This window comes from Pseudoalteromonas sp. OF5H-5, assembly GCF_021530695.1.
Classification (GTDB): domain Bacteria; phylum Pseudomonadota; class Gammaproteobacteria; order Enterobacterales; family Alteromonadaceae; genus Pseudoalteromonas.
In genome coordinates this window covers 37,462-58,806 of sequence record NZ_JAKGBF010000020.1, presented here as the reverse complement: position 1 = coordinate 58,806, position 21,345 = coordinate 37,462, and the positions used below count along the sequence as shown (strand labels likewise).

Annotated in this window: 18 protein-coding genes; 7 read left to right on the top strand and 11 right to left on the bottom strand. The window is 44.2% G+C overall.

Translation table 11 applies throughout. The features are described 5' to 3' along the window. Nucleotides 1-26: 26 nt before the first annotated feature. The 6 genes from L1271_RS21510 to L1271_RS21485 all read left to right on the top strand — a co-directional run bounded on the left by L1271_RS21510 (nt 27) and on the right by L1271_RS21485 (nt 6,742). Nucleotides 27-1,229 (top strand): iron-containing alcohol dehydrogenase, encoded by a 1,203-nt coding sequence (locus L1271_RS21510; RefSeq protein WP_010604074.1) that lies wholly within the window; start codon nt 27-29, stop codon nt 1,227-1,229. A 208-nt stretch (nt 1,230-1,437) separates the two neighbouring features. After that, complete coding sequence (locus L1271_RS21505) at nt 1,438-1,908, top strand: sigma-70 family RNA polymerase sigma factor (RefSeq protein ID WP_010604075.1); 471 nt, start codon at nt 1,438-1,440, stop codon at nt 1,906-1,908. Nucleotides 1,909-1,918: 10 nt separating this feature from the next. Continuing rightward, nucleotides 1,919-2,884, top strand: a complete 966-nt coding sequence (locus L1271_RS21500; RefSeq protein ID WP_010604076.1) for a FecR family protein — start codon at nt 1,919-1,921, stop codon at nt 2,882-2,884. Between the two features lie 84 nt (nt 2,885-2,968). After that, complete coding sequence (locus L1271_RS21495; RefSeq protein WP_235368774.1) at nt 2,969-5,698, top strand: TonB-dependent receptor; 2,730 nt, start codon at nt 2,969-2,971, stop codon at nt 5,696-5,698. A gap of 67 nt (nt 5,699-5,765) precedes the next feature. Beyond that, nucleotides 5,766-6,356, top strand: coding sequence for a biliverdin-producing heme oxygenase (locus tag L1271_RS21490; RefSeq protein ID WP_102056415.1), 591 nt, complete (start codon nt 5,766-5,768; stop codon nt 6,354-6,356). Then, a complete protein-coding gene (locus L1271_RS21485) occupies nt 6,353-6,742 on the top strand; it encodes a YbaN family protein (protein WP_010604079.1) in 390 nt (129 codons plus the stop codon). Before L1271_RS21490 ends, L1271_RS21485 begins: the two co-directional genes overlap by 4 nt. 15 nt (nt 6,743-6,757) lie before the next feature. Here L1271_RS21485 and L1271_RS21480 read toward each other — a convergent pair whose 3' ends face one another. Continuing rightward, a complete protein-coding gene (locus tag L1271_RS21480) occupies nt 6,758-8,782 on the bottom strand; it encodes a methyl-accepting chemotaxis protein (protein ID WP_235368773.1) in 2,025 nt (674 codons plus the stop codon). A gap of 197 nt (nt 8,783-8,979) precedes the next feature. On the opposite strand from L1271_RS21480, the gene L1271_RS21475 reads away from it, so the two are divergent. Then, on the top strand, nt 8,980-9,432 hold the full coding sequence (locus L1271_RS21475; protein WP_235368771.1) for a HugZ family pyridoxamine 5'-phosphate oxidase: 453 nt from the start codon (nt 8,980-8,982) through the stop codon (nt 9,430-9,432). A gap of 8 nt (nt 9,433-9,440) precedes the next feature. On the opposite strand, the gene L1271_RS21470 is transcribed toward L1271_RS21475, so the two are convergent. The 10 genes from L1271_RS21470 to L1271_RS21425 all read right to left on the bottom strand — a co-directional run bounded on the left by L1271_RS21470 (nt 9,441) and on the right by L1271_RS21425 (nt 21,330). Beyond that, nucleotides 9,441-9,857 carry a GNAT family N-acetyltransferase gene (locus tag L1271_RS21470; protein ID WP_235368770.1) on the bottom strand — a complete coding sequence of 139 codons (417 nt, stop codon included), beginning with the start codon at nt 9,855-9,857 and terminating at the stop codon, nt 9,441-9,443. A gap of 66 nt (nt 9,858-9,923) precedes the next feature. Continuing rightward, nucleotides 9,924-10,898, bottom strand: coding sequence for an AraC family transcriptional regulator (locus L1271_RS21465; protein ID WP_010604083.1), 975 nt, complete (start codon nt 10,896-10,898; stop codon nt 9,924-9,926). After that, on the bottom strand, nt 10,882-12,255 hold the full coding sequence (locus L1271_RS21460; RefSeq protein ID WP_010604084.1) for an MATE family efflux transporter: 1,374 nt from the start codon (nt 12,253-12,255) through the stop codon (nt 10,882-10,884). Before L1271_RS21460 ends, L1271_RS21465 begins: the two co-directional genes overlap by 17 nt. A gap of 111 nt (nt 12,256-12,366) precedes the next feature. Continuing rightward, nucleotides 12,367-13,635 carry a sensor histidine kinase gene (locus L1271_RS21455; protein WP_235368769.1) on the bottom strand — a complete coding sequence of 423 codons (1,269 nt, stop codon included), beginning with the start codon at nt 13,633-13,635 and terminating at the stop codon, nt 12,367-12,369. Further along, nucleotides 13,628-14,962, bottom strand: a complete 1,335-nt coding sequence (locus tag L1271_RS21450; protein ID WP_235368768.1) for a sigma-54-dependent transcriptional regulator — start codon at nt 14,960-14,962, stop codon at nt 13,628-13,630. Before L1271_RS21450 ends, L1271_RS21455 begins: the two co-directional genes overlap by 8 nt. 40 nt (nt 14,963-15,002) lie before the next feature. After that, entirely contained in the window at nt 15,003-17,429 is a 2,427-nt protein-coding gene (locus L1271_RS21445) for an ABC transporter permease (RefSeq protein WP_235368767.1), read from the bottom strand. After that, nucleotides 17,429-18,154 (bottom strand): ABC transporter ATP-binding protein, encoded by a 726-nt coding sequence (locus L1271_RS21440; RefSeq protein ID WP_235368766.1) that lies wholly within the window; start codon nt 18,152-18,154, stop codon nt 17,429-17,431. Before L1271_RS21440 ends, L1271_RS21445 begins: the two co-directional genes overlap by 1 nt. 11 nt (nt 18,155-18,165) lie before the next feature. Then, complete coding sequence (locus L1271_RS21435; RefSeq protein ID WP_010604089.1) at nt 18,166-19,359, bottom strand: efflux RND transporter periplasmic adaptor subunit; 1,194 nt, start codon at nt 19,357-19,359, stop codon at nt 18,166-18,168. A 324-nt stretch (nt 19,360-19,683) separates the two neighbouring features. After that, nucleotides 19,684-19,911, bottom strand: a complete 228-nt coding sequence (locus L1271_RS21430) for a DUF1496 domain-containing protein (protein ID WP_010604090.1) — start codon at nt 19,909-19,911, stop codon at nt 19,684-19,686. 318 nt (nt 19,912-20,229) lie between these two features. Further along, complete coding sequence (locus tag L1271_RS21425; RefSeq protein ID WP_102056408.1) at nt 20,230-21,330, bottom strand: hypothetical protein; 1,101 nt, start codon at nt 21,328-21,330, stop codon at nt 20,230-20,232. Nucleotides 21,331-21,345 lie beyond the last annotated feature (15 nt).

The window sequence follows — 21,345 nt, the reverse complement described above, 5'->3', positions numbered from 1 at the left end:
ACAAAAACAAAATTAGACGGATCGCAATGAGTTGGTTTTACCGTATTTACCATTTTGCCCTAAAGTGCATTGTTATTTTTATCGGGATCCCGAATCCCAAATTACATCAGGGAAAAACGGGGCTGTTAGACGCCATTAAGGCGCTGGGGTTAAAAAATGGAGATAACGTCTTAGTCGTGACCGACCAAGTGCTGCTCAAGCTCAACTTGCATCAGGTTGTGGAAAACACACTACGTGAGTCAGAGTTAGTCACGCATTATTACGCAGATGTTTTACCCAACCCAACCATAACAAACGTTGAAGATGGTCTAAAGGTCTACCAACAGCATCAGTGTAAAGCAATTATCGCGCTTGGCGGTGGCTCGGTACTCGACACGGGCAAGCTGATCGGTGCTCGGGCTGTCAAGCCGAACAAACCGGTGACTAAACTCAAAGGGTTGTTTAAAGTCTTAAAACGCCTACCGCCGAATATCGCGATCCCAACAACCGCAGGAACCGGCTCGGAGACCACCGTTGCCGCCGTTGTTAACGATCCTAGCAATCACGCCAAGTATGCCGCGACTGATTTTTGTTTAGTGCCGCACCATGCCGTATTATTACCGGAATTAACCACAAGTATGCCTGCACATATCACCGCGACTACGGCAATTGATGCACTAACCCACGCCATTGAGGCACTACTGAGCATTAACTGTCTTAAGTTTAGCCGCGGCCGTGCTCTTGAGGCCTGTAGAGCCATCTTTGAATATTTACCCAAAGCACAACGAGACCCACAAAATCTAGAAGCAAGGGCGCAACTACTACTCGCTTCCCATTACGCAGGACAAGCTTTTACCAGAACTTCTGTCGGCTACGTACATGCAATTTCACACCAATTGAGCGCTCAATATGGTACGCCACACGGGCTTGCCAATGCGGTGTTACTCATGCCCGTGCTAACCTGGTATGGCGAGCGCATTAACCAGCAACTCGCGCTCATCGCCAGATACTGTGGATTAACCTCGTTAGACTATCCCGTCGAACGCCAAGCGGATGACCTGTTGGAGCACATCAAGCGCTTATTGCTTGATTTACAGATCCAAACCACGCTCGCCGAAGTACTTCCTGATGATGCCGCGCTACTCGCAGAGCTGGCGCTAAAAGAAGCACATCCAGATTATCCGGTGCCCCATTTTATGGATCCCTGCGCCTGCCAACGCATTATAAAAGGTATCGCTCCTACGCCTTAATAAGCACTTCGTTTAGTGTTTGGACTCAAAGAAATTTAAAATAAACCCAAACTTTTCAAAGCTTTATAAAAAACCATCAAGTAAAAGCACTAAAAACATAAAACCTATTAACGAACAGTTAAAAGTCGACAAACGCAAACAAAAACAATTCTCAATAACAATTTTTAATGCTAGTATGCGCGACTTTTGAAAAGCAAACTGGTGTATTTTGGAACGTTATTACTCAGAAGTATTAAGTTATATCGCTCGTTCAGTGGGGTGCAAAGATAAGGCTCAAAATATAGTCCAAGAGGCGTATACCCGAATACTAAGTTATAAAAGCAGCAATCCAAAGCAGGATAACACGCAAGAGCGCGCGCTGTTTTTTAAAGCCGCAAAAAACATTGTGATTGATCAGTATCGCAAAAATCAAACCGTTGCTGAGCCCGACGACTTCGAATTAGTCGCGCCAAGTTATTATGAGCCTGAGGCTAAGCTTGCAAGTCAACAACAACTGGCATTACTTAATCGAAGTATCGACTCCTTACCCCTAAAAACTAAGCAAGCATTTGTGCTCTATAAATTTAAAAACTTAAGCCAGCCACAAATAGCAGAGCAAATGGGGATATCTGTCAGCATGGTCGAAAAACACTTGGCAACTGCCATGCTCGCTTGCCGTAACGCATTACAAAAACAATAAGAGAATCGCAATGGACCGTCATAATGTATCAATACAGCAGCAAGTAAACCACTGGCTGGAACTCGAAAGGCAAGGGCTCAGTAAAACGCAGCAGCAAGCGCTCAATCGTTGGCTTGGTGAGAACCGTGCGCACCAAACAGCCTATCAAGAAAGTAAACAGATTGAGCGACTGTTATCGCAATTTTCAGATCAAGACATTGCACAATTAGAGAATCCAATTACACACTCGAAGCTTAAATCAAAGACAACTCAGCGGTACTTCGCCATTGCTGCATGCTTTGCACTTTTTGCGTTGAGTTTCTTTGGCTATCAAACGTGGTTCTTTCAAGTAAACAAAGACACCTTTCACGCCAGCTATCAGTCAGCACGAGGCGAATTACGCAATATCTCACTGCCCGACCAATCTCGACTGACCTTAGATGCCAAAACTTCCCTCGCTATTGATTTTGATGGCAATCGGCGTAGTAATAAACTACTCAGTGGACGCGTATTGTTTGACGTTGCCAGTGACAAAAGCCGTCCATTTGTTATCAGCGCCGGTAGCACAAAAATTACCGTATTAGGTACCCGCTTTTCTGTTGATAAAAAACCCAATAGCGTTCGCATTGTGGTGGATCATGGCCGTGTAAACGTGCAAAGCCAAAATCAGCAAATAACGCTGACAAAAGGTCAAATGGCGGTCGTGGACAGTGACGGCATTGTCAAGGCTGAGTTTGATCCAAACCTCAATCTCGTTGATGCGTTTAAGCAAGGACGACTCGTGTTCGACAATACACCACTTAACGAAGCACTTGAGGAATTTAAACGACATCATGCGATAAGTTACACCTTAAGCGCTCAATCAACTGAGCAATTGGTTATTTCGGGTACTTTTGTAGCATCAGAGCTCGAAAGCTTTTTAAACTTACTTCCACATGTTCTCCCTGTAGAAGTTAAAGAGTATAACAATCATATAGTTATAGTTAATTCTCGATGATGAGATAAAAATATTCAAATTTTTATTGAGGAGTTCTCATTCTCATTCGTTTTCATCTTAGGTAATTTATTTGGACGCATAACAATGAGAACTCGCTCTGTTTTAAACACAAGACTCACTCCCTTAGCATTTGCACTCGGGCTTAGCCTGAGCCTGCCTGCAACCGCGCAGAGTCATGTTGCTTTATATCAATTTAATCTTACGCAGCAACCTATTAGCCATACCTTAACGCAGGTAGCTGAAGCTGCGAGTATGAATCTAATTGCCGATGCGAAACTATTAAATGGCCTGCAAGCCCCAGCACTTAAAGGAGAGGTAAGTTTAACCGAGGCACTAGAACGCACACTAAAAGGTAGCCAGCTAACAGCGAGCATTATCGACAACAACATCGTTATTAAAGCGGCGATTAACGGGTCAGCGCCTGTAAAAAGCAAAACCAATAATACTCAGGAAAAGGCAAAGCACAGCCAAACACCAAATCCGCAAGATAATATTGAAGTTATCACGGTCAAAGGCGATAAACTCAATCTTAATCGTGAACAGATTGCTCGAACCAAGGGTTTATCTAACTCGGATATTTTCTCAACGTTTTCTGGTATAGAGGCAAACAATATTCGAAACGAAGCTGGCGCACTTGATATTGGTATTCGCGGCGTGCAAGGCGAAGGTCGAGTGCCGATTTTCATCGACGGTAGTTTGCAATCAACGCACACAAACCGCGGCTATATGGGCTCGTCTGACAGAACCTATATCGATTCAAACTTGATAAGCTCGGTTAATGTCGAAAAAGGCGCATCGGCCAAAGCATCACCTTTCGGCTCAGGTGCAATCGGCGGAACAGTCAATATCCGAACATTGGGCACACAAGATATTCTCCAAGACGGTAAGCATTTTGGCGCTTTAGTTAAGGTAAATACGCATAACAACAATAAAACACCTGAAGTACCAGAGAGCTTCGGCCTGCAAAGTTATTATGAAATCAGCAACCACAATGACACACTCGACTTTGCAGGCGGTGGGTTTACGCTAGCAACCGCTTATCAACAGGATAACTTACAAGCAGTACTCGCTTATAGTAAGAAAAAGGTTGGTAACTACTTCGCTGGTAAAAATAGCTTTGACGACTTTGTTGAAACCGTGGAGTATGTACGTTGGGTGCCTTCAACTGATCATGAGGGGCAATATGACGAAGTAACAGTAGTCGACCAGATCCCACCTCCAGTTAACCAAAATGGCGAAGTCGTCAATACAAGCTTTGAAAGCGACTCATATCTTGCCAAACTAACTTATGCGTTTACGGACGAACAATCATTAGAGGTGAATACACGTTACCATAAGCAAGAAGCGGGAGAAATGCTGGCCACCTACTGGTACAAACAACGAGCCGGTGACACCAAGTTTTGGAAGGTGATCGATGAAAATGGCCAAGAACAATGGATGTCCGAAGAAATTCCAGAAGGCGTAGAAACCATGCCGCAGTGGGCTCCAGGCTCTGCTCTGGTAAACAGTGCCAGTGCGTTATACCGTTTTTTACCGAGTAATAACTCATTAGTCGACCTCAGTGTTAACGTTTGGCGTACCAGCGCAAGGTTACAGCAATATAATGCGCTTGGCAGTAACCTAGGAGCAAATGCGGGGCAATATTTTCACCGTTATAACAATAAGCGTCATGGGATAAGTGCGTTCAATACCTCTGCATTATCGTTGGCAAATACACCGATTACTTTGACGTACGGCCTATCCTGGCAGGTTGAAAAATTAAGCCCTCATAAAGACTGGAAAGATAATTTTAATCGAGACTGGTACCCTGCTGACTTCAATTTAAAAGCCACTTCACGACATGGCAAACAAACAAAACGTGCATTATTCGCCAATGCCAATATCGATCTTGCGCCTGTAGAGTTTGCACTGAACGTAAACCTTCATGACTCGGTCAACGAGGACTATCAAACAGGCGAAAAACTTACATTTGATGCCAAAGCGGATGTGACTGTACAAGCAAATTATCAACTGCTTGATAATACAGTTATTAAAGCCAAATATAGCAACGCATATCGAATGCCAAACCTGTACGAAACAACAGTTTCTAATGAGGTGTTTTCCTACTCTAGTGACTACCCGATCACCCCTGAAAAAACGAAATCGTATGATATTGGCTTTGAGAGTGACTTTAGCAACTTACTCAGCCACGGGGATAAGCTAATTATCTCGGCGGAGTACTTCTACACCAATATTGAAAGTATGTTGGCAACAGGCTTCTTGCCTAAACCCGACGCACCTTCATGGGATCAAAAGTTCACCTTTACCAACTATGATAAGTTTGAACTCCCCGGCACGGAATTTGGCCTTCATTACCAAAGCGACTTATTTTACAGCAGGTTATCTTACACAAAGTACACCGACGTCAAAATGTGCTCACGCTTAATGGCCGAGGCTGCAGGTGTCGATACTTGTAATACGACCGGCTTTGCGGGGAGTTTAACACCACTTCGTGTGCCTCCTGAAAAAAGCTATATCGCAACGCTTGGTATGACACTCTTTAACGACACAATTGATACGGGTTTTACTTACAAAAAACACGCTGAGAAACATCACCCGGGCGGCTTTTTGGCAGGGACTGGAGTAACTGCGCTTGAGTATATTCCAGCAGGCTATCAGCTCGACTTTTATCTTGATTATATCTTTAGCGACAGCATCAAAGGCAACCTAGCGATCACCAACTTGACCGATCAGTATAAAGTTTCAAGCGGCTCAATCGTCGCGATGCCAGAACCTGGCCAAACCATTTCGATTGGCTTAGAACTCAAACTTTAATCAACACTTAGGCGCTGTACTTTTGCTTAAAGACAGCGCTATATTTTTACATCACCTTGGAGCATCAATGACTACCGTTACCTCTGCACTTTCTCGAGCGCAAAACTTAAAACATGCAACTGCAGATACCCACGACAATGTAGACAAATCCATTATGGCGCAAGACCCATTCGCCAATACACAAAGCTATCTCGATTTCTTACGACTACAGTTTTATTTTTTAAAAGATGTGAGCGCTCTTTATGAACACCCAGAATTATTAGCGCTTATTCCTGATTTGGCCACGCGCCGCCGCTTAGGTTTGCTTGAGCAAGACTTTATCGACCTTGAAACCACCATCCCTACTCCCTACTTAATGCCAGAAGTAACCAATAATACCGACGTCGCCAGAGCGCTCGGCTGGCTATATGTGGTTGAGGGCTCAAAGGTCGGTGCAGCCATGCTGGGTAAACAAGTTGGGGCCAAGCTCAATTTTGATGCGCAGCACGGCGCTCGATATTTAGCAGGCCCAGGAGCCGGTCGCGGCAGCGCTTGGCGAGAGCTTGTGCAAATCATAGACGCAATTGAATTGAGCGAACAGCAAGAACAGGCGCTAATTGAAGGTGCTCGTCAGGCATTCACCCGTTTCCAAGCATTCCAGGCACACGTTTATTCATGATGTTTAAAGCCGCCTTAGCCAACTATAAAAAAATAGCCCTACTGCTATGCGGATATCTATTTGTAGCCCTCGGTGTTATTGGTATTGTTTTGCCCGTCATGCCAACCACTGTGTTTTTTATTCTGGCTTTGGCGTGCTTTTCAAAAGCCTCTCCTAGGCTTGCCTTGTGGCTGCTAAATCACCCAAGATTTGGCGCTTCATTAACGCAATGGAAGCAATACAGGGTTATTCCGCTCAAGGCCAAAGTCATGGCAACAGTGGGCATGACAGCGAGCTATGCTTTACTTATTTTGCTCTCACCAGCAGCCTGGTTGGCCTGTGTAGTTGGCAGTATAAAGATCGCAGTAATGTCTTATATTTATTCCAGACCATCAAAGCGTGTGTAATACCAGTTTACATTCTTATAATTTAAAACGCTCAACCAGTGTTGCTAGACGATGCGAGAAGCTACTGAGCGACTCGCTGCCTTTAGCCAAGCTTTGCATCGCCTGAGCATTCTCATTTGCGGTACTTTGTGCATCTAGCATCACCTGCTCAATTTGCTGACAATCCGTCGCTTGGTGATCAGCGGCTTGGCTGACTTCTTCACTCAGCTGCGTAACCTGTAAAATAGCGTTGGCAATTTCATCCATGGCACTGGCAAGCGCCTCACTTTGTTTAACACATGAGGCAACATCACGTTGGCCGGAGTTAATGGCCTCAGAGGCGCTATGTGTATCCTGTCTCAGAGCTGCGATCATTTGGTTAATTTCATTAGTCGACTCTTGCGTCCTAGACGCAAGCGTTCTAACCTCATCGGCGACCACCGCAAACCCTCTTCCCTGCTCACCAGCTCGAGCCGCCTCTATTGCTGCGTTTAGCGCCAACAGATTGGTTTGCTCAGCAATAGAAACAATGGTATCCAAGATACTGCCGATATTCTCGCTATGTGTGGTCAATTTGGTCATGCTCTCTACCGCTTCACTCATGCGCGTGCTGAGCGATAGAATATGTTGTTTATTGTCTTGTGTGTATTTACTGACCTCAGTTTTATGCTGGTTAGCGGTATGGATGCTCGCGAGGCTATCTGACGAGCGTTCGGAAACCGCCAAAGCACTAGCTGAAATACTTTGTGCTAAGCGATTGGCATTATCCATGCGGCGCATTTGCTCAGTCGCATTATTGGCTATTTGTTTACTTTCGCTTAATGATGATTCCGATAGTCCTTCTAACTCATGAACCTGATTATTGATTGACTCTAGCAAAGCACGGAGATTGTCTTTCACCTGATTAATATTATCAATTAACTGACCAAATTCATCATCACTGCGCTTACTCATTTGCTTCGAAAAGTCTCCAGCAGCAAGGTATTTGAGCATTTTATTCACCGCAGCCAACGGCCCAAGCATTGCCCGGCTAGTTGAAACCGAGATAAACGCACCTAAAGCAATAAAGACAATCACCAATAAAATGGCGGTATTTTGCGCTCGCTCGATAAGGGTTTCAGCATTATTTTGAGAACGATTAAACGCCGCATTAGCGCTTTGCTGCATTTTCTCAAGCTCGGTTAAAATGGCAAACGCATGCTGCTCTGATTGCTTATATAACATTGCAGCTTGCTGTTGCTGACGCAGTTTCTCTTGTACCGCGACATAAAGATGACCGGGCTCACCCAGCTTTTCCCTGAGCTTAGTCATGCCCTCACTAAACTGATTTAACAAATCATCTGCATCCATGCCATAGGCTTGGCGCTTCAAAAACGTTAGGTTATTTTCAATATTATCTAACAAAAACAACATATCTTGCTGGTGCTGATCTACTTGCTCTAGCGTTAAACCGCTGATCCGCTGACTGTTGTTTTCCAGTGTAAACAACATGTCATCAATACGAACGCCAGTCCCGACCATTTCTTCCAACTGCCGTGTTTTGTCTGTCTCGATTAACTCAAGATCCAGCATGGCATTGCTGGCCTGTTCTTTATCCTGTTTAAGTGCTTGATATTGTGATTGGATCCGTTGCTGCGCTTGTACAACATCAGCCTTAGCCTGCAACATTTGTTCTGCGGCACGACTGAGCTGCTCACCCAGCGCCAGAGTTTGCTTTAATGGTGTGACAAATTCAGGCATGGCTTGCGTCAATGACGTTAAGTGCCGCTGGCGCTCAACATACAGTTGCTGCTGTGTGGTAAATTGCTGTCGAGCCCGATTGATATCTTGCTCGCTTTCGAGGGTATAAGCTTGAGAAACCAACTTGCTGAGCTTAAGCTGCTCAAGTTGCAAGGCGTCGGCACTGCGCTGAATAGGCAAAGTAATTTGCCCCATATTTTGATTAGCGGACTTTATTTGCGCCAATGCTAAATAGGCAAGCACGCATGCAAGTAACAGCAGCACACCTAATGCACTAAAGCCTAAAGTAATTTTTTGTTTTATTGTTAGTTTACTTAGCATAATGTCATTGCTCTATTTTGAGTAAACAAACTATGTTACAAATGGGATAAAAAACCAAGTAAATACTCTAAAAATTACCAACATACCTTTTAAAAAGGTAGCTTCAATTTGCGGTTTTGCTTACTTAGTTTTTGATTTTATTTTTAGTTTTAGCGATCATTGCGGTTAGGTCTTTTATTATTTAAGAGCATAACAAGATGAGAGAAACCGCAATCAACGAAGCAAAGGCCTTATGCCAAAACCATAAGAGCGCATTTTTATCTACCTTCTCTAACAACCAAAAGCGCTTTCCTTTTTCTTCTATCGCTCAATATGTTTTTCTTGAAGATAATCACTTTTACTTCTTTATTAGTGATATCGCCCAGCACACCAAGAATTTAGCCAAGCACCCGGCACTTTCGTTTATGGTGCTCGGTGATGGTGCGGTTGAAGACGTTGAAAATGCGCGAGTTACTATTCTTGGGCATGCACACAAACTACCAAGAGCGGATAGCGAAAGCCTGATTGCACAATTCGTAATAAAGCACGAAAAAGCTCAGCAATATGCCATGCTCGGTGACTTTCACCTATGGCGAATTGAAGTGGCTAGGGTTCGATATGTAGGCGGTTTTGGCCGTGCATTTTGGCTAGAAAAACAGGAATGGTACTAACGTAGGTGCTACACTGCAAAAGCGTGTTCAAACTCGTTTTCTCGTCTATGCGATTGCGGTTGATTGGTCATCTCAGCCAAGGTTTTGCGCCAAAAACCGCACGAGCTTTCAAGCTTATCTTGCATACGCACTTTCCAACGACCTTTGTATACTGACCAAATGTGTGCCATAAACTCGGTGGCGTAACGCTTTCTGCGCTCGGCAGGAGTAATATAAAGCGCACAGACTTCAAACTCTCGGCGGTTTGAAATACCTATTACGGTAAAGCCAACCAACTTACCATCTGCATAAAAAAGATAAGCGATATTGGTTGCGCTACACAGTTCAAACGAGCCCACTTGCTTTTGATAATGGCTCGCTTCTAGCAAATGTGTAAAAGTCTGCTCGCTGTATTTATCAACTCGAATTAACTCTAGTTCAACCACTTTTTTAATCTCCCGCTTGGTGTACGGTTGATCATGCTTAAAGTTTGTGGGCGAATTGTGAAGTTTTTAGATTGATTTAGTAAATTTTAGCGGCTTGACCTTTAACCAAATTTCCAGCGCAATCACCTTTTCACTTGGCGAGCCTCCATTTTCTTGTGAAATTACTTCAGGATAATGTTCAATTAAGGGCGCATCTTCTGGCTCGTATCCGCTTTGTGGCAGCCACTTTGCGAAAATATCTAATTGGAAACTCAACAAGTCTTTAATTGCTCCACGGTAATCAAAAATTGCGTATATTCCCGCGCTGAGCACATTGAGTTGATATGGCCGAGTCACCGCAGATTTTAACTCGTCGTTAATCACAATTGCGCCATCGTAACGCGCTTTATCTAGTGGCGTAAAAACGGGGTTATCATGACCAAAACCAAACTTTTGTACTTGGCTATAATCCAGTCCATGTGCACTAGCCCACGCTGCAAGCTGCTGCCAACAGGCGCTAATTCCTTGCAATTGGTAGCCTTGTGACGCGCGTAATGTACATAAGGGTAGCTGTGAAATGGAGTGTAGTTTAACCGGCTGGATAACACTGTGTCGCTCAGCTCTTAATGCGTGTATTCGGGTAAGTTGTGTCGTGTTAAGGGCCGGCTCAATGTTATTTTTTGTCACCAATTTACGTAGTTGTTCTGTTTTTCGCACACTTGAAGGAGTCACACCAAAGTGCTCTTTAAACGCTCGCGAAAAGTTTGCGCTACCAGAAAAACCAAACTGTAGCGCAATATCTGTCACATTGTACTCTTCGGCTAGCAACAACATATTGGCCGCGCGCTCCAACCTCACGCGATTAGTGTACTGGCTCAAAGATTCACCAATCACAGCTGCAAAAATGCGCTGGAAATGAAACTTAGAAAAATGGCTCAGGCTCGCCGCTTGCTGTAACGAAAGCGGCGACTCTGGATTACTATGCACCCACTCAATGACAGGTTGTAACCGCCCTAAATATATCTCTTCAGCGCTTAACTTTTGCTCAGTTGATTGATGCAAGCTGTATCTCTCCCGATTGGCTCTTAGCCTGTTGATAGTGCCGCCAACACAGTATAAATGTTAACCCTGCGGCTATAAAATCAGCCCCTACAAGTGCCATAAATACACCATTTAAGCCAAAGTAGTGCGGTGCAATAACGATTAATGGAACTAGAATAAACATCACCTTCAAGGCGCTGTAAAAACAAGCGCGTTTGGCATCACCTTTTGCTTGATAAAATCCAGATGCTAAAATTACCACGCCAAATAGCGGCATCCCCCAAAGGGCTGAGCGAAAAACGCGCTCTCCTATTTCGAGAAATTCACTCGCTTCGGTAAACAGGCTCAGCCATAGCCTCGGCAATCCCATCAACCCTAGCGTCAATAGCAGTGCAAATCCTGTCATACCCAAAAAAGCAACTCGCGTACACGCTCTTACTCGCCCACTATGTCCTGCCGCTAAGTTATAGCCGACGATAGTTTGAAATGCGATCAACATTGCAATCGCGGGTAGAATTGCAAAATTAATGATACGTCCCAGCATGCCGTGGGCGACTACCCAATTTTCGTTTGCAAAAGACAACAGCTGCCAGTTAACCACCGCAGTTTGCACGCCAAGGCAAAATTGCGTGATCAAGATAGGCATCCCGATTGCGAGGATCGGTAGCCAAGCACGAGGTTTCCAACACACCTTAACCGCAAGCAAGTCAGTACGCTTTCTTTTTAGCTGAAGCGCAATAATCAATGCCCCCAATTGCGCTGCGATTGTCGCATATGCCGCACCTGCAACCCCCAAACCAAATTGCGCGATAAATAGATAATCAAGCAGTATATTGAGCACAGCCGAGACTAATAACAACAGCATCATCAACTGCGGTTTACCCTGACCACGGAACATATCAGCCACGATAGGTAATAAAACTCCGGTAATGGCACAAAGATATAACGGCTGTATGTAGCTAAGCGCATCCTTTACAAAAACCGCTTCCACTTGCAAAAGTGATAAGAGCTCAAGTGGATAAAGCCAACCAAGTACCAAGAATACCACGCTAACTATACCGCCAATTATCAGTCCATGACCGATAACCTCTGCGGCTTTACCTACTTGCTTTGCTCCGATTAATCTTGTCATTGTGGCCGCCATACCTGCAGATACCATAGCGGTTAGCGCTATCATTAACACCTGCAGCGGGTAAACCATAGCCACGGCACCAAATGCCATCTCTGACACGTAGCGACTAATAAACCAGCCGTCAACCAAGGCATATAAACCCACAACGAGTAAACCGATACAAATGGGAATACAGGTTCGAATAAACAGCACTAATATGGGCATCTCGGCGAGCTGCACGAGCCCTAATTGATTTTTATCTTTCATGTAAACTACTCCTCAGTTGCCATAATATGGCAAGGTAAAACTACTTAACCTGAGGTTACAAATTCCAAACAAAGATAAATATTCAAATATTGCGAAGTTGTTCTAAATTTACTAGAAATGCAAAGTAACCACAGCTTGAGCCCCTTTATTGTCCGGTAAATTCGCTAAATGCAACTCCCCTTGCTGATTACGAATAAGCTCCCTGCTCAATACCAAGCCGATACCCGATCCCTTTGGTTTAGTAGAATAAAATGGTACAAAAAGGTTATCTGGATTGGCGATACCAGCGCCGTTATCTTCTAGGGTAAAGCGCCAATTTTTTGGTCTATCTATGGTTAGTGTTATGCCATCATTCCCCGCAGATTGATTTGCTTGCTCAGCATTATTGACAAGGTTGATCATAGCCTGCGTTAGCTGAGCTTCATCACAATAAACCAAGCCCTTATTAAGCGCCTTTATCTCAACACTGGGAAATAAAGCTTGCCAGCGCGATACCAGCAACTCCACCTCAATGTTTTGCATATCAACGGGTGGAAGCTGCGCTACTTGTGCGTAGTTTGCAACAAATTGCTGTAAATGAGCTGCACGACTTTCTATTACACCGAGCATAGTTTGCTGCATCTCAGGTGAAATGATATTGCCATCTTGTTGCAGGGATTGCGCCATTGAGTACACTGGAGTTAAGGCGTTTCGCACTTCATGATTGAGTACCGATAGTAGCTTTTGCCATACCTGCTTTTCATTATCTCGCAGCGCTTGCTCCACCGAGAAAAACACCAATAATTGATAGGCTCGCTGCCCCCGATATAGTTTATGAGCCGCAATGCTAAATCGAGAGATGTGCTGCGTATGCTGCCATTGTTCATCCACATACTGAAGCGCCAGAGCTTTAGCATGTGCACCATGTAACACCTGTTCTGGATACACTGTATTCATGGCATGATTGGCAAAATACACATGATGATGCGCATCAAGTACCACAATTGGCAGGGTGAGTTCGCTCATAAAATTAAATACAAAAGCTTCATTCTGACCATATTCTTGACGCTTTTGCTGTAATCGCTTGGCAGCTTCTTTGAGCTCAGCCTTGAGCAATTCAACCCGACCCTTGCGGTATTGCGCTAACTGCCATACACCAAACTCTTCATTGGTTACACCGTCCAACTGGACCGCCAAACTTTCAAGCACCTGCATTACTGATTGATAGCCGTAACGCAGTGCTAATACAGAGGGGATCATCACACCGAGCAACAAAGTGATTGCACTTAACAACGTAAGCTCAAAATAGCAGATCAACCCAAGCGCGAGCATAGCAAGTGTGATTATAGGTATCGCAAAGCCAACAAGTAACTTGTGCTCAAGTGATGCCAGCTTAGCCATCAAGCTCTGCCTTTGGGCTAATATCGTACTTTTCTAGGCGTCGATAAATTGCAGATTTACTCAAACCTAAAAATTCTCCAGCGGCCACTACATTACCATCGAAATGGCGGATCGCTCTTGCAATCATGCGTTTTTCGGCTTCTTCCAGGCTCAAAAGTGGGAGCTCTTGCTCTAGTACACCTTCCTCAAGCTCGATATCATCCGCGGTTACCTCAGGCTGAAGTCCTAAGATCACGGCCCGTTCAATGACATGAGATAGCTCACGAATATTCCCAGGCCAACTGTAACTCAATAATTTGTCTAGCGCCGCAGCAGTTAGCGAGCGCTCCCGTCCAGTATCATTACCATGGCGCTGGGTGTGCTTTGTTAAAAAATGGGCTGCTAAGCTTGGAAGCTCTGCTAATCTCGCTCTGAGTGGTGGCACCCTTAGCACCACCGTATTTAAGCGATAGAGTAAGTCCTGACGAAACTGCCCGGCGTTAATCGCTTCTGACAAATCCGTATTAGTGGCAGAAACAATCCGCGCGTTACTGCGGCGCGTTTCAGAATCTCCCACGACTTCATATTCACCCGTTTCGAGCACGCGTAATAGCTTGCCCTGAAGTGACAACGGCAAACTGCCGATTTCATCTAAAAACAAAGTGCCATTTTCAGCCATTTCAAACCGTCCAGTGCGGTTTGCTTTTGCATCGGTAAATGCGCCTTTGCAATGGCCAAATAACTCACTTTCAAATAATTCCGTTGGAATAGCGGCCATATTCACGCTCACAAAAGCGTGCTCAGAGCGACCGCTATTATCATGAATATATTTAGCCAACTGACTTTTTCCGCAGCCATTTTCTCCCAAAATAAGTACGTTAGCATTGGTTTTTGCAACGCGCTGAGCTTGCTGAAACAACTGAGTGGTTGCGTTATTGTCCGTGTGTGGTTCATGTGATGACGATAGCGCTTTATCACTTTTGGTGTAGCGTCTGATGGTGTTCAGCAGTCGCTGGTTTTGCCAAGGTTTTTCAATGAGGTCACATGCGCCCAACTGCATTGCTTGGACCGCAAGTTCAACCTTGGCCCACGCAGTAATAACAACCACAGGCACACTCATTTGCGCTTGTCTCAGCCAACTAAGAAATTGCAGCCCTTCTTTTCCTGAGGTTGTATCTCTATTGAAGTTCATATCAAGCAAAATAAGCGCAACGGGCTGCTGCGATAAAATAGCTTTAGCTTCATCAGGGTGTGCGGCTTCAAGGCTCATAAAACCATGACTTTGTAGCACTATGGTGGCTGACATTCGCACGTCAGGGTTGTCGTCGATGATTAAAACTGGCGTCATCACTTCCTACTTATATTCTGTTTGGGCTTACGCCCAAACTTTAATGTTTTAATGCTCGCATTGGTGTCGAGTTTATTAACTGTCTCATTGGGTAAATCGCCGTGACTAACGCAAAAGCCAACATGGTAACAATCACTACAAACAACCAGCTGGATTTTGCCAACAACCAATCTGACGAAACACTTATATAAAATCCCGCAACAACCATAATGGCAGCCAACATCGCCACTAGCATCGGCGCGATGGTATCTGACAATAACAACCGATATAAGCGGTGTCGTTTGGCACCAAGTGCCATTCGCATCCCAAACTCGTAGCGTCTTTGTTGAAAGCTATAGTTAAGCACACCGTAAATGCCCACCCCAGATAACAACAAACAAAAACCACAAAGCGCAAAGCTTAGCAGTAAAGTCAAGCGCTCCAAATAGGTAATGCTCTGATATGTCTTTGTTAAGTTTAAAAAACGCCATATTCCCGCCTGACCATTCACGGCGCTGATGGCATTTTGGATCTGAGCGCGAGTAAGTGATGCTCCCGGTTCCATTTCTATCATAAATGGATAACCCAAAGGCAGCGCGGGTAGCCAAACGGTTTTACCTTGAAGTTCATGATGACGTTTAGGGTAATTGAAGTTTTTTGAAATACCTACGATTTCAGCAGGTACATCTGGGTTAAAAATAAAATACGTTTCACCAATCACATCCCCATCTGGTTTTAACGCCTGTGCCGCAGCCCAAGAAACAATAGCCTCTTCCTTTTCGCCTCGAATTGCAGCTTCGCTAAAAGTGCGCCCGGCAACGAGCTCAAGCCCAGTTAATGCAAAATAATCCGGCCCAACGTTACCTCTAACCATGCTCGGTGTCCATTCACCCGCCATATCTTGCATAGCAACCACAGGGACATCGCTTTGTAATGGACTTTCTCCATGGGCTACGCCTAACACGCCCGAAATGTTAGTCAGCGCGAGTTTGAATCTTTCAATATTGGCGTAACGCGCGGGAAATGGAGTGGGATCTGCGGGAATATGTAGCATCACGCTATACATATTGTCCAACTTTGTTCCGAGCGGTCTAAGCAAGGTATCGGCGCTTTTACACAACACTAAGGTCGCCCCAAGCACCAACACAGTGGTAAAAAACAGCTGTACCGCAACCAGTGTTTTTGTCGTCGCTATGCGTACCGCTTTTACGCTGCCTTTACCTGACGACTGCATGCTTTGCTTAAGCTGGCTAAAATCAATCATGCGTGAAGTTACAAACGCAAACAATAAAGCCAATAACAGTACGGTTAGGATAGCACTGAGCAGTACAGTGGTATCTAAGGTTAAGGTATCAATCAGCGGCAAATAACCACTGGTGAGCGATTTAACCAACCTCAGCTCCCACGCCGCAATAAATAACCCCACCAGCACAGCGCCTGACACCAATAACAGCGCTTCTAGCAAAATTCCACGAAACAACAGCTTACGCTTCGCACCGAGCATAGCTTGTAAGGCCAGTTGCTGCTGGATGGTGTGAGCTCGAGAGATAAACAAATTACTCACATTAAAAATTGCAATGAGTACCAAGCATGACACACTCAACAACACTATAATGGCAAGCTTGTCATGTCCCGCCAGTTCTACGTCACGGTACGAACGTACTATAGGTTCAATATCAAGTAACGCTTCGTCAGCCGATTTCCATTCGCTTTGGTGCAGTTGAACATTTTGATATAGCTGCTCTGCGAGGATATCCTGATCACTATTGACTGGTAATATCGCCAGTAACTTCAAGTTGTTTAGCCTGCTACTCCACGGGTGATACTCGCCGCGCTGATCACCAAAAAATCGCTCATCTTCAGAGAAACTAAGCCACAGCGCCCCATTTCCTTCACTTAAAAAGTAAGGATCACCATGCGTACGTGCAGCAACACCGACGATGGTGTACAGTCTGCCAACAATCCGTAAACTCTCCCCAAGCACATTGTCATCACCATTGAAGTATTGTTGCCAAAGTTTATAAGAAATAATGACCTCTGGATTTTTCTGGCTAATGCTTTTCGTCGGCGTTAGGTATCGCCCCAGTGCTAGTGGCATTTTCACCATACTAAAATAATCCGAACTTGCAAAAGTCAGCGTAAGCTTTGGCTTGCCAGCTAGATTTTCAACCACATCGGAAAAGCTACTGATCAAAGCTCGTTTTTCATACATGGAGGGGCTTTGATACCAGTTCAGCATATTTTGAAAGCTTTGCAGCCCTTCAGACGCCCTGTCTTGGTATACGTTTTTTTGTTCTACCACCACAAATCGCGATTCATTTTCAATCTCAAGCGGCTTAATAAAAAAGCCACTAAACAGACTCAATGCGACAAAAAAGCAGCTTAACGCGAGTGCCAAAGTCAGTACTAGCGTGATACAAAAATTCGGCACCTGAAGCAAACTTTTGATTGCCAGCCCTAATTGACGCCGAAGTTGCAAAAACCCCATTACACCACCTCCGCAGCAGTACAAATATCACGTTTTGCAACGCTTGATGAAACCTGTACACCATCTAAAAGCTGAATTTGCCGCTTGGCATAACCTGCATAGCGAATATCGTGCGTCACCATGCAAATGGTTGTGCCTTGCCTATTCAACTCCCCCAACAAGGCCATTACCGCATCCCCATTTTTGGAGTCGAGGTTTCCAGTTGGTTCATCGACTAATAAAATACTTGGCTCGCCTGCAAGCGCACGCGCAATAGCCACTCGCTGCTGCTGTCCACCAGATAGTTGGTTTGGTTTATGTTTTGCTCGGTGGGACATTTCAACTTGCTTAAGCGCGCCCATCACACGGCGCTCAATTTCGTCAGTCGCAAGCGCAGGCTCTCGATACTGAAGCGGTAAAGCCACATTATCAAATACCGTTAACCCATCCAGTAGATTAAATGACTGAAAGACAAAACCGATATGCAAATTACGCAGCTCTGCTTGCGTGTCTGCGTCTAGCGTACTGGTTTCTATATCTTGGATGCGATAGCTGCCCGACGTGATGTCATCTAATAGTCCAAGAATGCTCAATAGAGTGGATTTTCCCGATCCTGACGGGCCAGTTATCGCAACATAATCGCCCATTTCAATTTCAAGGTTAATGTTGCTAATGGCGTGAGTTTCAACATCCTCGCCAAAGAACACTTTGCTCACTTGATGCAATGCCAAAATTGTCTTGTCCATTTGTTCTTCCTTTACCGATTGAGTGATTTAATTGTTATTTTTTCTAGGTGCTGGTAGTCAGACATTTCTGACACCACCACTTGCTCACCGGATACACCGCCTTCGAGTACTTCTATGGCATTGCCGGCTAGTTTACCAAACTTGAAACTTTTTTTGATAAGCATGTTGTTTTGTTTATCTAAAACAAATAATTGACTCTGAGATTGTGGAGTTGCACGCGGTGGCTTAATAAGTGAAAGTGCGGCGGTCTTTTTTGCTGTAAAAATTTGCCCTTCAACAGTCAAAAGTGGGCGAGCATTGCTTGGCAGCTCCCCAAGCAATGCCAGCTCTATCGCAATACGCCCGTCTTGTACGATGGGCACAATGCGGCTAACCTTTGCCTCAACCTGACCAACAAAGGTGTCTACTACTGCTCGTTGACCTAAGATAATCTCGCTTGCTTCTCGCTCTGGCACCAGTAAGTCGGCTACCAAAGTTCGCTCACTGCCCACCACAGCTAGCGCCTGCCCGCGTGTAATTGCTTGACCTTGACTAACATGTACTTGCTGCAACATGCCGCTGATCCCCGCAGTGACTTGTAATTGCTCCACCGCCTGAAGCGCGACCTGATAGCTCAGCTCATATTCTTTTAATAGTTCTAGTTCAATCTCAATTCTTTGCTTGTGTAATGCACTGGTTTGGCTAAGTTGCAGCTGAGCGAGCTTTACTCGCTCGCTTAACTGAGCAACAGTTAAGATTGAGCGCTGATGATCTAAGCTTGAAACTATGCCTTGAGTAACTAATTGGCGCTCAGCCTGTTCTCGCAATTTGGCATTTTCAAGCTCACTGCTGAGTAGGGTATTTTGTCCTTTCAATACTAGTCGCTCACTTTCTTGGCTTAGCCTTAACGCTTCAACATTGGCTTTTTGCCTAGCGAGTACTAGTCTTTCTCGGTGGAGTTGCTGAGTTAACTCAGGATTGGTTAACTGTAAAATAACGGTGTCTGGCTCTACCCTACTGCCTGGAAGATGCAGTATGGTTTCAACTTGAGCTGCAAATGCGGTCGTGATCTCTCTACTGATCTTTGAGCGTAACCTTCCATAGCCTTTAACACTAAATTCTATTGGCCCGGATTGAATAGAGGCAAACTTGAGTGTTTCTACATCTAGCTGGTGCTTGTCCGGTAAGAACAACATACCAAAGAGTATAATTAGGGTGACAGTCACAATTAATCGCCACCTAAAAGCCTTGACAGGTGGTTTTGTCAGAGTCGTTTTAATATCCATCGCTTCACTGTATTAATTTTTTATACGTAAAAGCGACATCCATGCCAAAGTTAAGCAATTGATTTATTGTGCTTTTTTATTTTTTGTTTGTGTTTCTTTCCCAACAGTGGGACTGTGGCAGAGCTTTTCTGGGAATTTTTGAAGTAAATAATGAATTGGAAGTCTAGAAAGTAACTCTTAGTTACGCTTTAACTTGGTCATAGTTAGAGGTGTATAACCGATGTAAGCTACACACCTATGATAGGTCGCGAAGTTTACAGCAAACTAGAGTGTCTTCCAGACCAAGATATTGTCCCCACGTCTAACACAACGCTGCACGACATCGCCGATATAGTGTTTTGCGCCTTCAGAGAATTGTTTATCTGCGTAGTAGCAAAACTTTGTTGAGTCGTAAGTTTTTGCTTGTTTGTTATTTACTTCAACATTATTCGCTTCAGCAGCAATTGAAAAAACAGGTGCTAATAGCAAAACTGAAAAAATATATTTTATCATTTTAATTTCCTTTTTATTCAGCCCACAAAGCCTATGGGGTGTTTCATTTACATGTTAAGACGGGTATATCAACCGCAACAGCCAAGCCCTTATTACATTTCAACCTGCTCAGAAATTACCTAAAACAACTTAAAAGCAATAAAAACTGACTAATTTTAAATCGTACCTATTTCAATTCCAATGTCAATTATTTAACACCGACCACCGAATTCTAAAACTCTATAGAAGTCTTTAAGAATGATGCTAATCATATTAACACTGGCCCTATTGAACTATATTTTATGTCTATATACGTGGAGGTATTCTTAGACTCTAATACTATAATCGCCAAATCGCTTTAAAGGTTTTGCTCGCCAAATAGAAAAATAACAGCGGCATCAATACTAACTTCAGTAGCAAAAGCGATACCACGTTTAAGAAGTCGATAAAGAGTGACTCAGCAGCGTCGAGCATATCGTTAATACCACTAGAAACGGCTTTAATTGCTCGACTTAACGTCCCCTCATTACTACCGTGTAGCTGCTCATTGAGCCTTTCTATTTGTTGTTGATGTTGATCTTTCTCTCTATTAATAAGTGCAATTTGAGTATCAATTTTAGCCTTATCACTAGCCAATCGTTGTTGCTTTTCAATCAGTGGCTTAGCCTCTTCACTTTTGGTAAATGTTAGCCACTCGGATAAACTACGGTTTGCTTGAGCCGCTTCAATATCACCTTCCAGCGCGGTAATTTCAGCATGTAGCTCGGTAGCTTCACCATGAAGACGGATCTGTTGTTTTGTCAATAACGCTATTTGTTCACTATGGCTTTGCTTTTGACCGGTGATTTGGGCCTTTATTTTTGCACTTTGCGCACTGGTCTTTGTTGCTTGAGATTGGAAGAGATCAACACTGCTCGACACAACTTCACTTTGTTTATTTATTTCTTGGTCCAGTAAGAGTTGGCTAGTGAGACCTGTCGATAGAATTACAAAGGGAACCACAAAACGGATCAATAGCATCGTGGCTAATATTTTAGTTCTAACCGTTTGCCAAAGCCCTAGATAGCAGCACACGAAATATCCAATTACCGTGACAGTAAAAGCGACACTAAACAATACATGAGTAGAAATGGTGTAGAGAATTCGTTGTATAAACAAAGAGCCAATGGCTAGTTGCATCACATCAGAAATGTATTCAGCTAAATCATTGATAGGATCGAGTAGCTGCGCAGGCTGAATGCTTGCAACACCAATCCCAACCTCGGCAGATTGCAACAAAGAAATAGCGCCATTTACTGTACGTGCTGAAGCATAGACGAGTGAAGATTGTAGCAGCGCTCCATCAATGAACTCCGTCATGGTGAGATTGAAAGCTGATGACCAACTTAATACCACCAAGATAGTAAGTAATACAAATTTACCTATTTTAGCCCAGACCATCTACATACACACCTA

What these genes read in the sequence shown, in the direction of transcription:
- L1271_RS21510 (WP_010604074.1), top strand. Translation starts at nt 27, where the DNA reads ATGAGTTGGTTTTACCGTATTTACCATTTTGCCCTAAAGTGCATTGTT.
- L1271_RS21500 (WP_010604076.1), top strand. Translation starts at nt 1,919, where the DNA reads ATGGACCGTCATAATGTATCAATACAGCAGCAAGTAAACCACTGGCTG.
- L1271_RS21495 (WP_235368774.1), top strand. Translation starts at nt 2,969, where the DNA reads ATGAGAACTCGCTCTGTTTTAAACACAAGACTCACTCCCTTAGCATTT.
- L1271_RS21490 (WP_102056415.1), top strand. Translation starts at nt 5,766, where the DNA reads ATGACTACCGTTACCTCTGCACTTTCTCGAGCGCAAAACTTAAAACAT.
- L1271_RS21485 (WP_010604079.1), top strand. Translation starts at nt 6,353, where the DNA reads ATGATGTTTAAAGCCGCCTTAGCCAACTATAAAAAAATAGCCCTACTG.
- L1271_RS21480 (WP_235368773.1), bottom strand. Translation starts at nt 8,782, where the DNA reads ATGCTAAGTAAACTAACAATAAAACAAAAAATTACTTTAGGCTTTAGT.
- L1271_RS21475 (WP_235368771.1), top strand. Translation starts at nt 8,980, where the DNA reads ATGAGAGAAACCGCAATCAACGAAGCAAAGGCCTTATGCCAAAACCAT.
- L1271_RS21460 (WP_010604084.1), bottom strand. Translation starts at nt 12,255, where the DNA reads ATGAAAGATAAAAATCAATTAGGGCTCGTGCAGCTCGCCGAGATGCCC.
- L1271_RS21455 (WP_235368769.1), bottom strand. Translation starts at nt 13,635, where the DNA reads ATGGCTAAGCTGGCATCACTTGAGCACAAGTTACTTGTTGGCTTTGCG.
- L1271_RS21450 (WP_235368768.1), bottom strand. Translation starts at nt 14,962, where the DNA reads ATGACGCCAGTTTTAATCATCGACGACAACCCTGACGTGCGAATGTCA.
- L1271_RS21445 (WP_235368767.1), bottom strand. Translation starts at nt 17,429, where the DNA reads ATGGGGTTTTTGCAACTTCGGCGTCAATTAGGGCTGGCAATCAAAAGT.
- L1271_RS21440 (WP_235368766.1), bottom strand. Translation starts at nt 18,154, where the DNA reads ATGGACAAGACAATTTTGGCATTGCATCAAGTGAGCAAAGTGTTCTTT.
- L1271_RS21430 (WP_010604090.1), bottom strand. Translation starts at nt 19,911, where the DNA reads ATGATAAAATATATTTTTTCAGTTTTGCTATTAGCACCTGTTTTTTCA.
- L1271_RS21425 (WP_102056408.1), bottom strand. Translation starts at nt 21,330, where the DNA reads ATGGTCTGGGCTAAAATAGGTAAATTTGTATTACTTACTATCTTGGTG.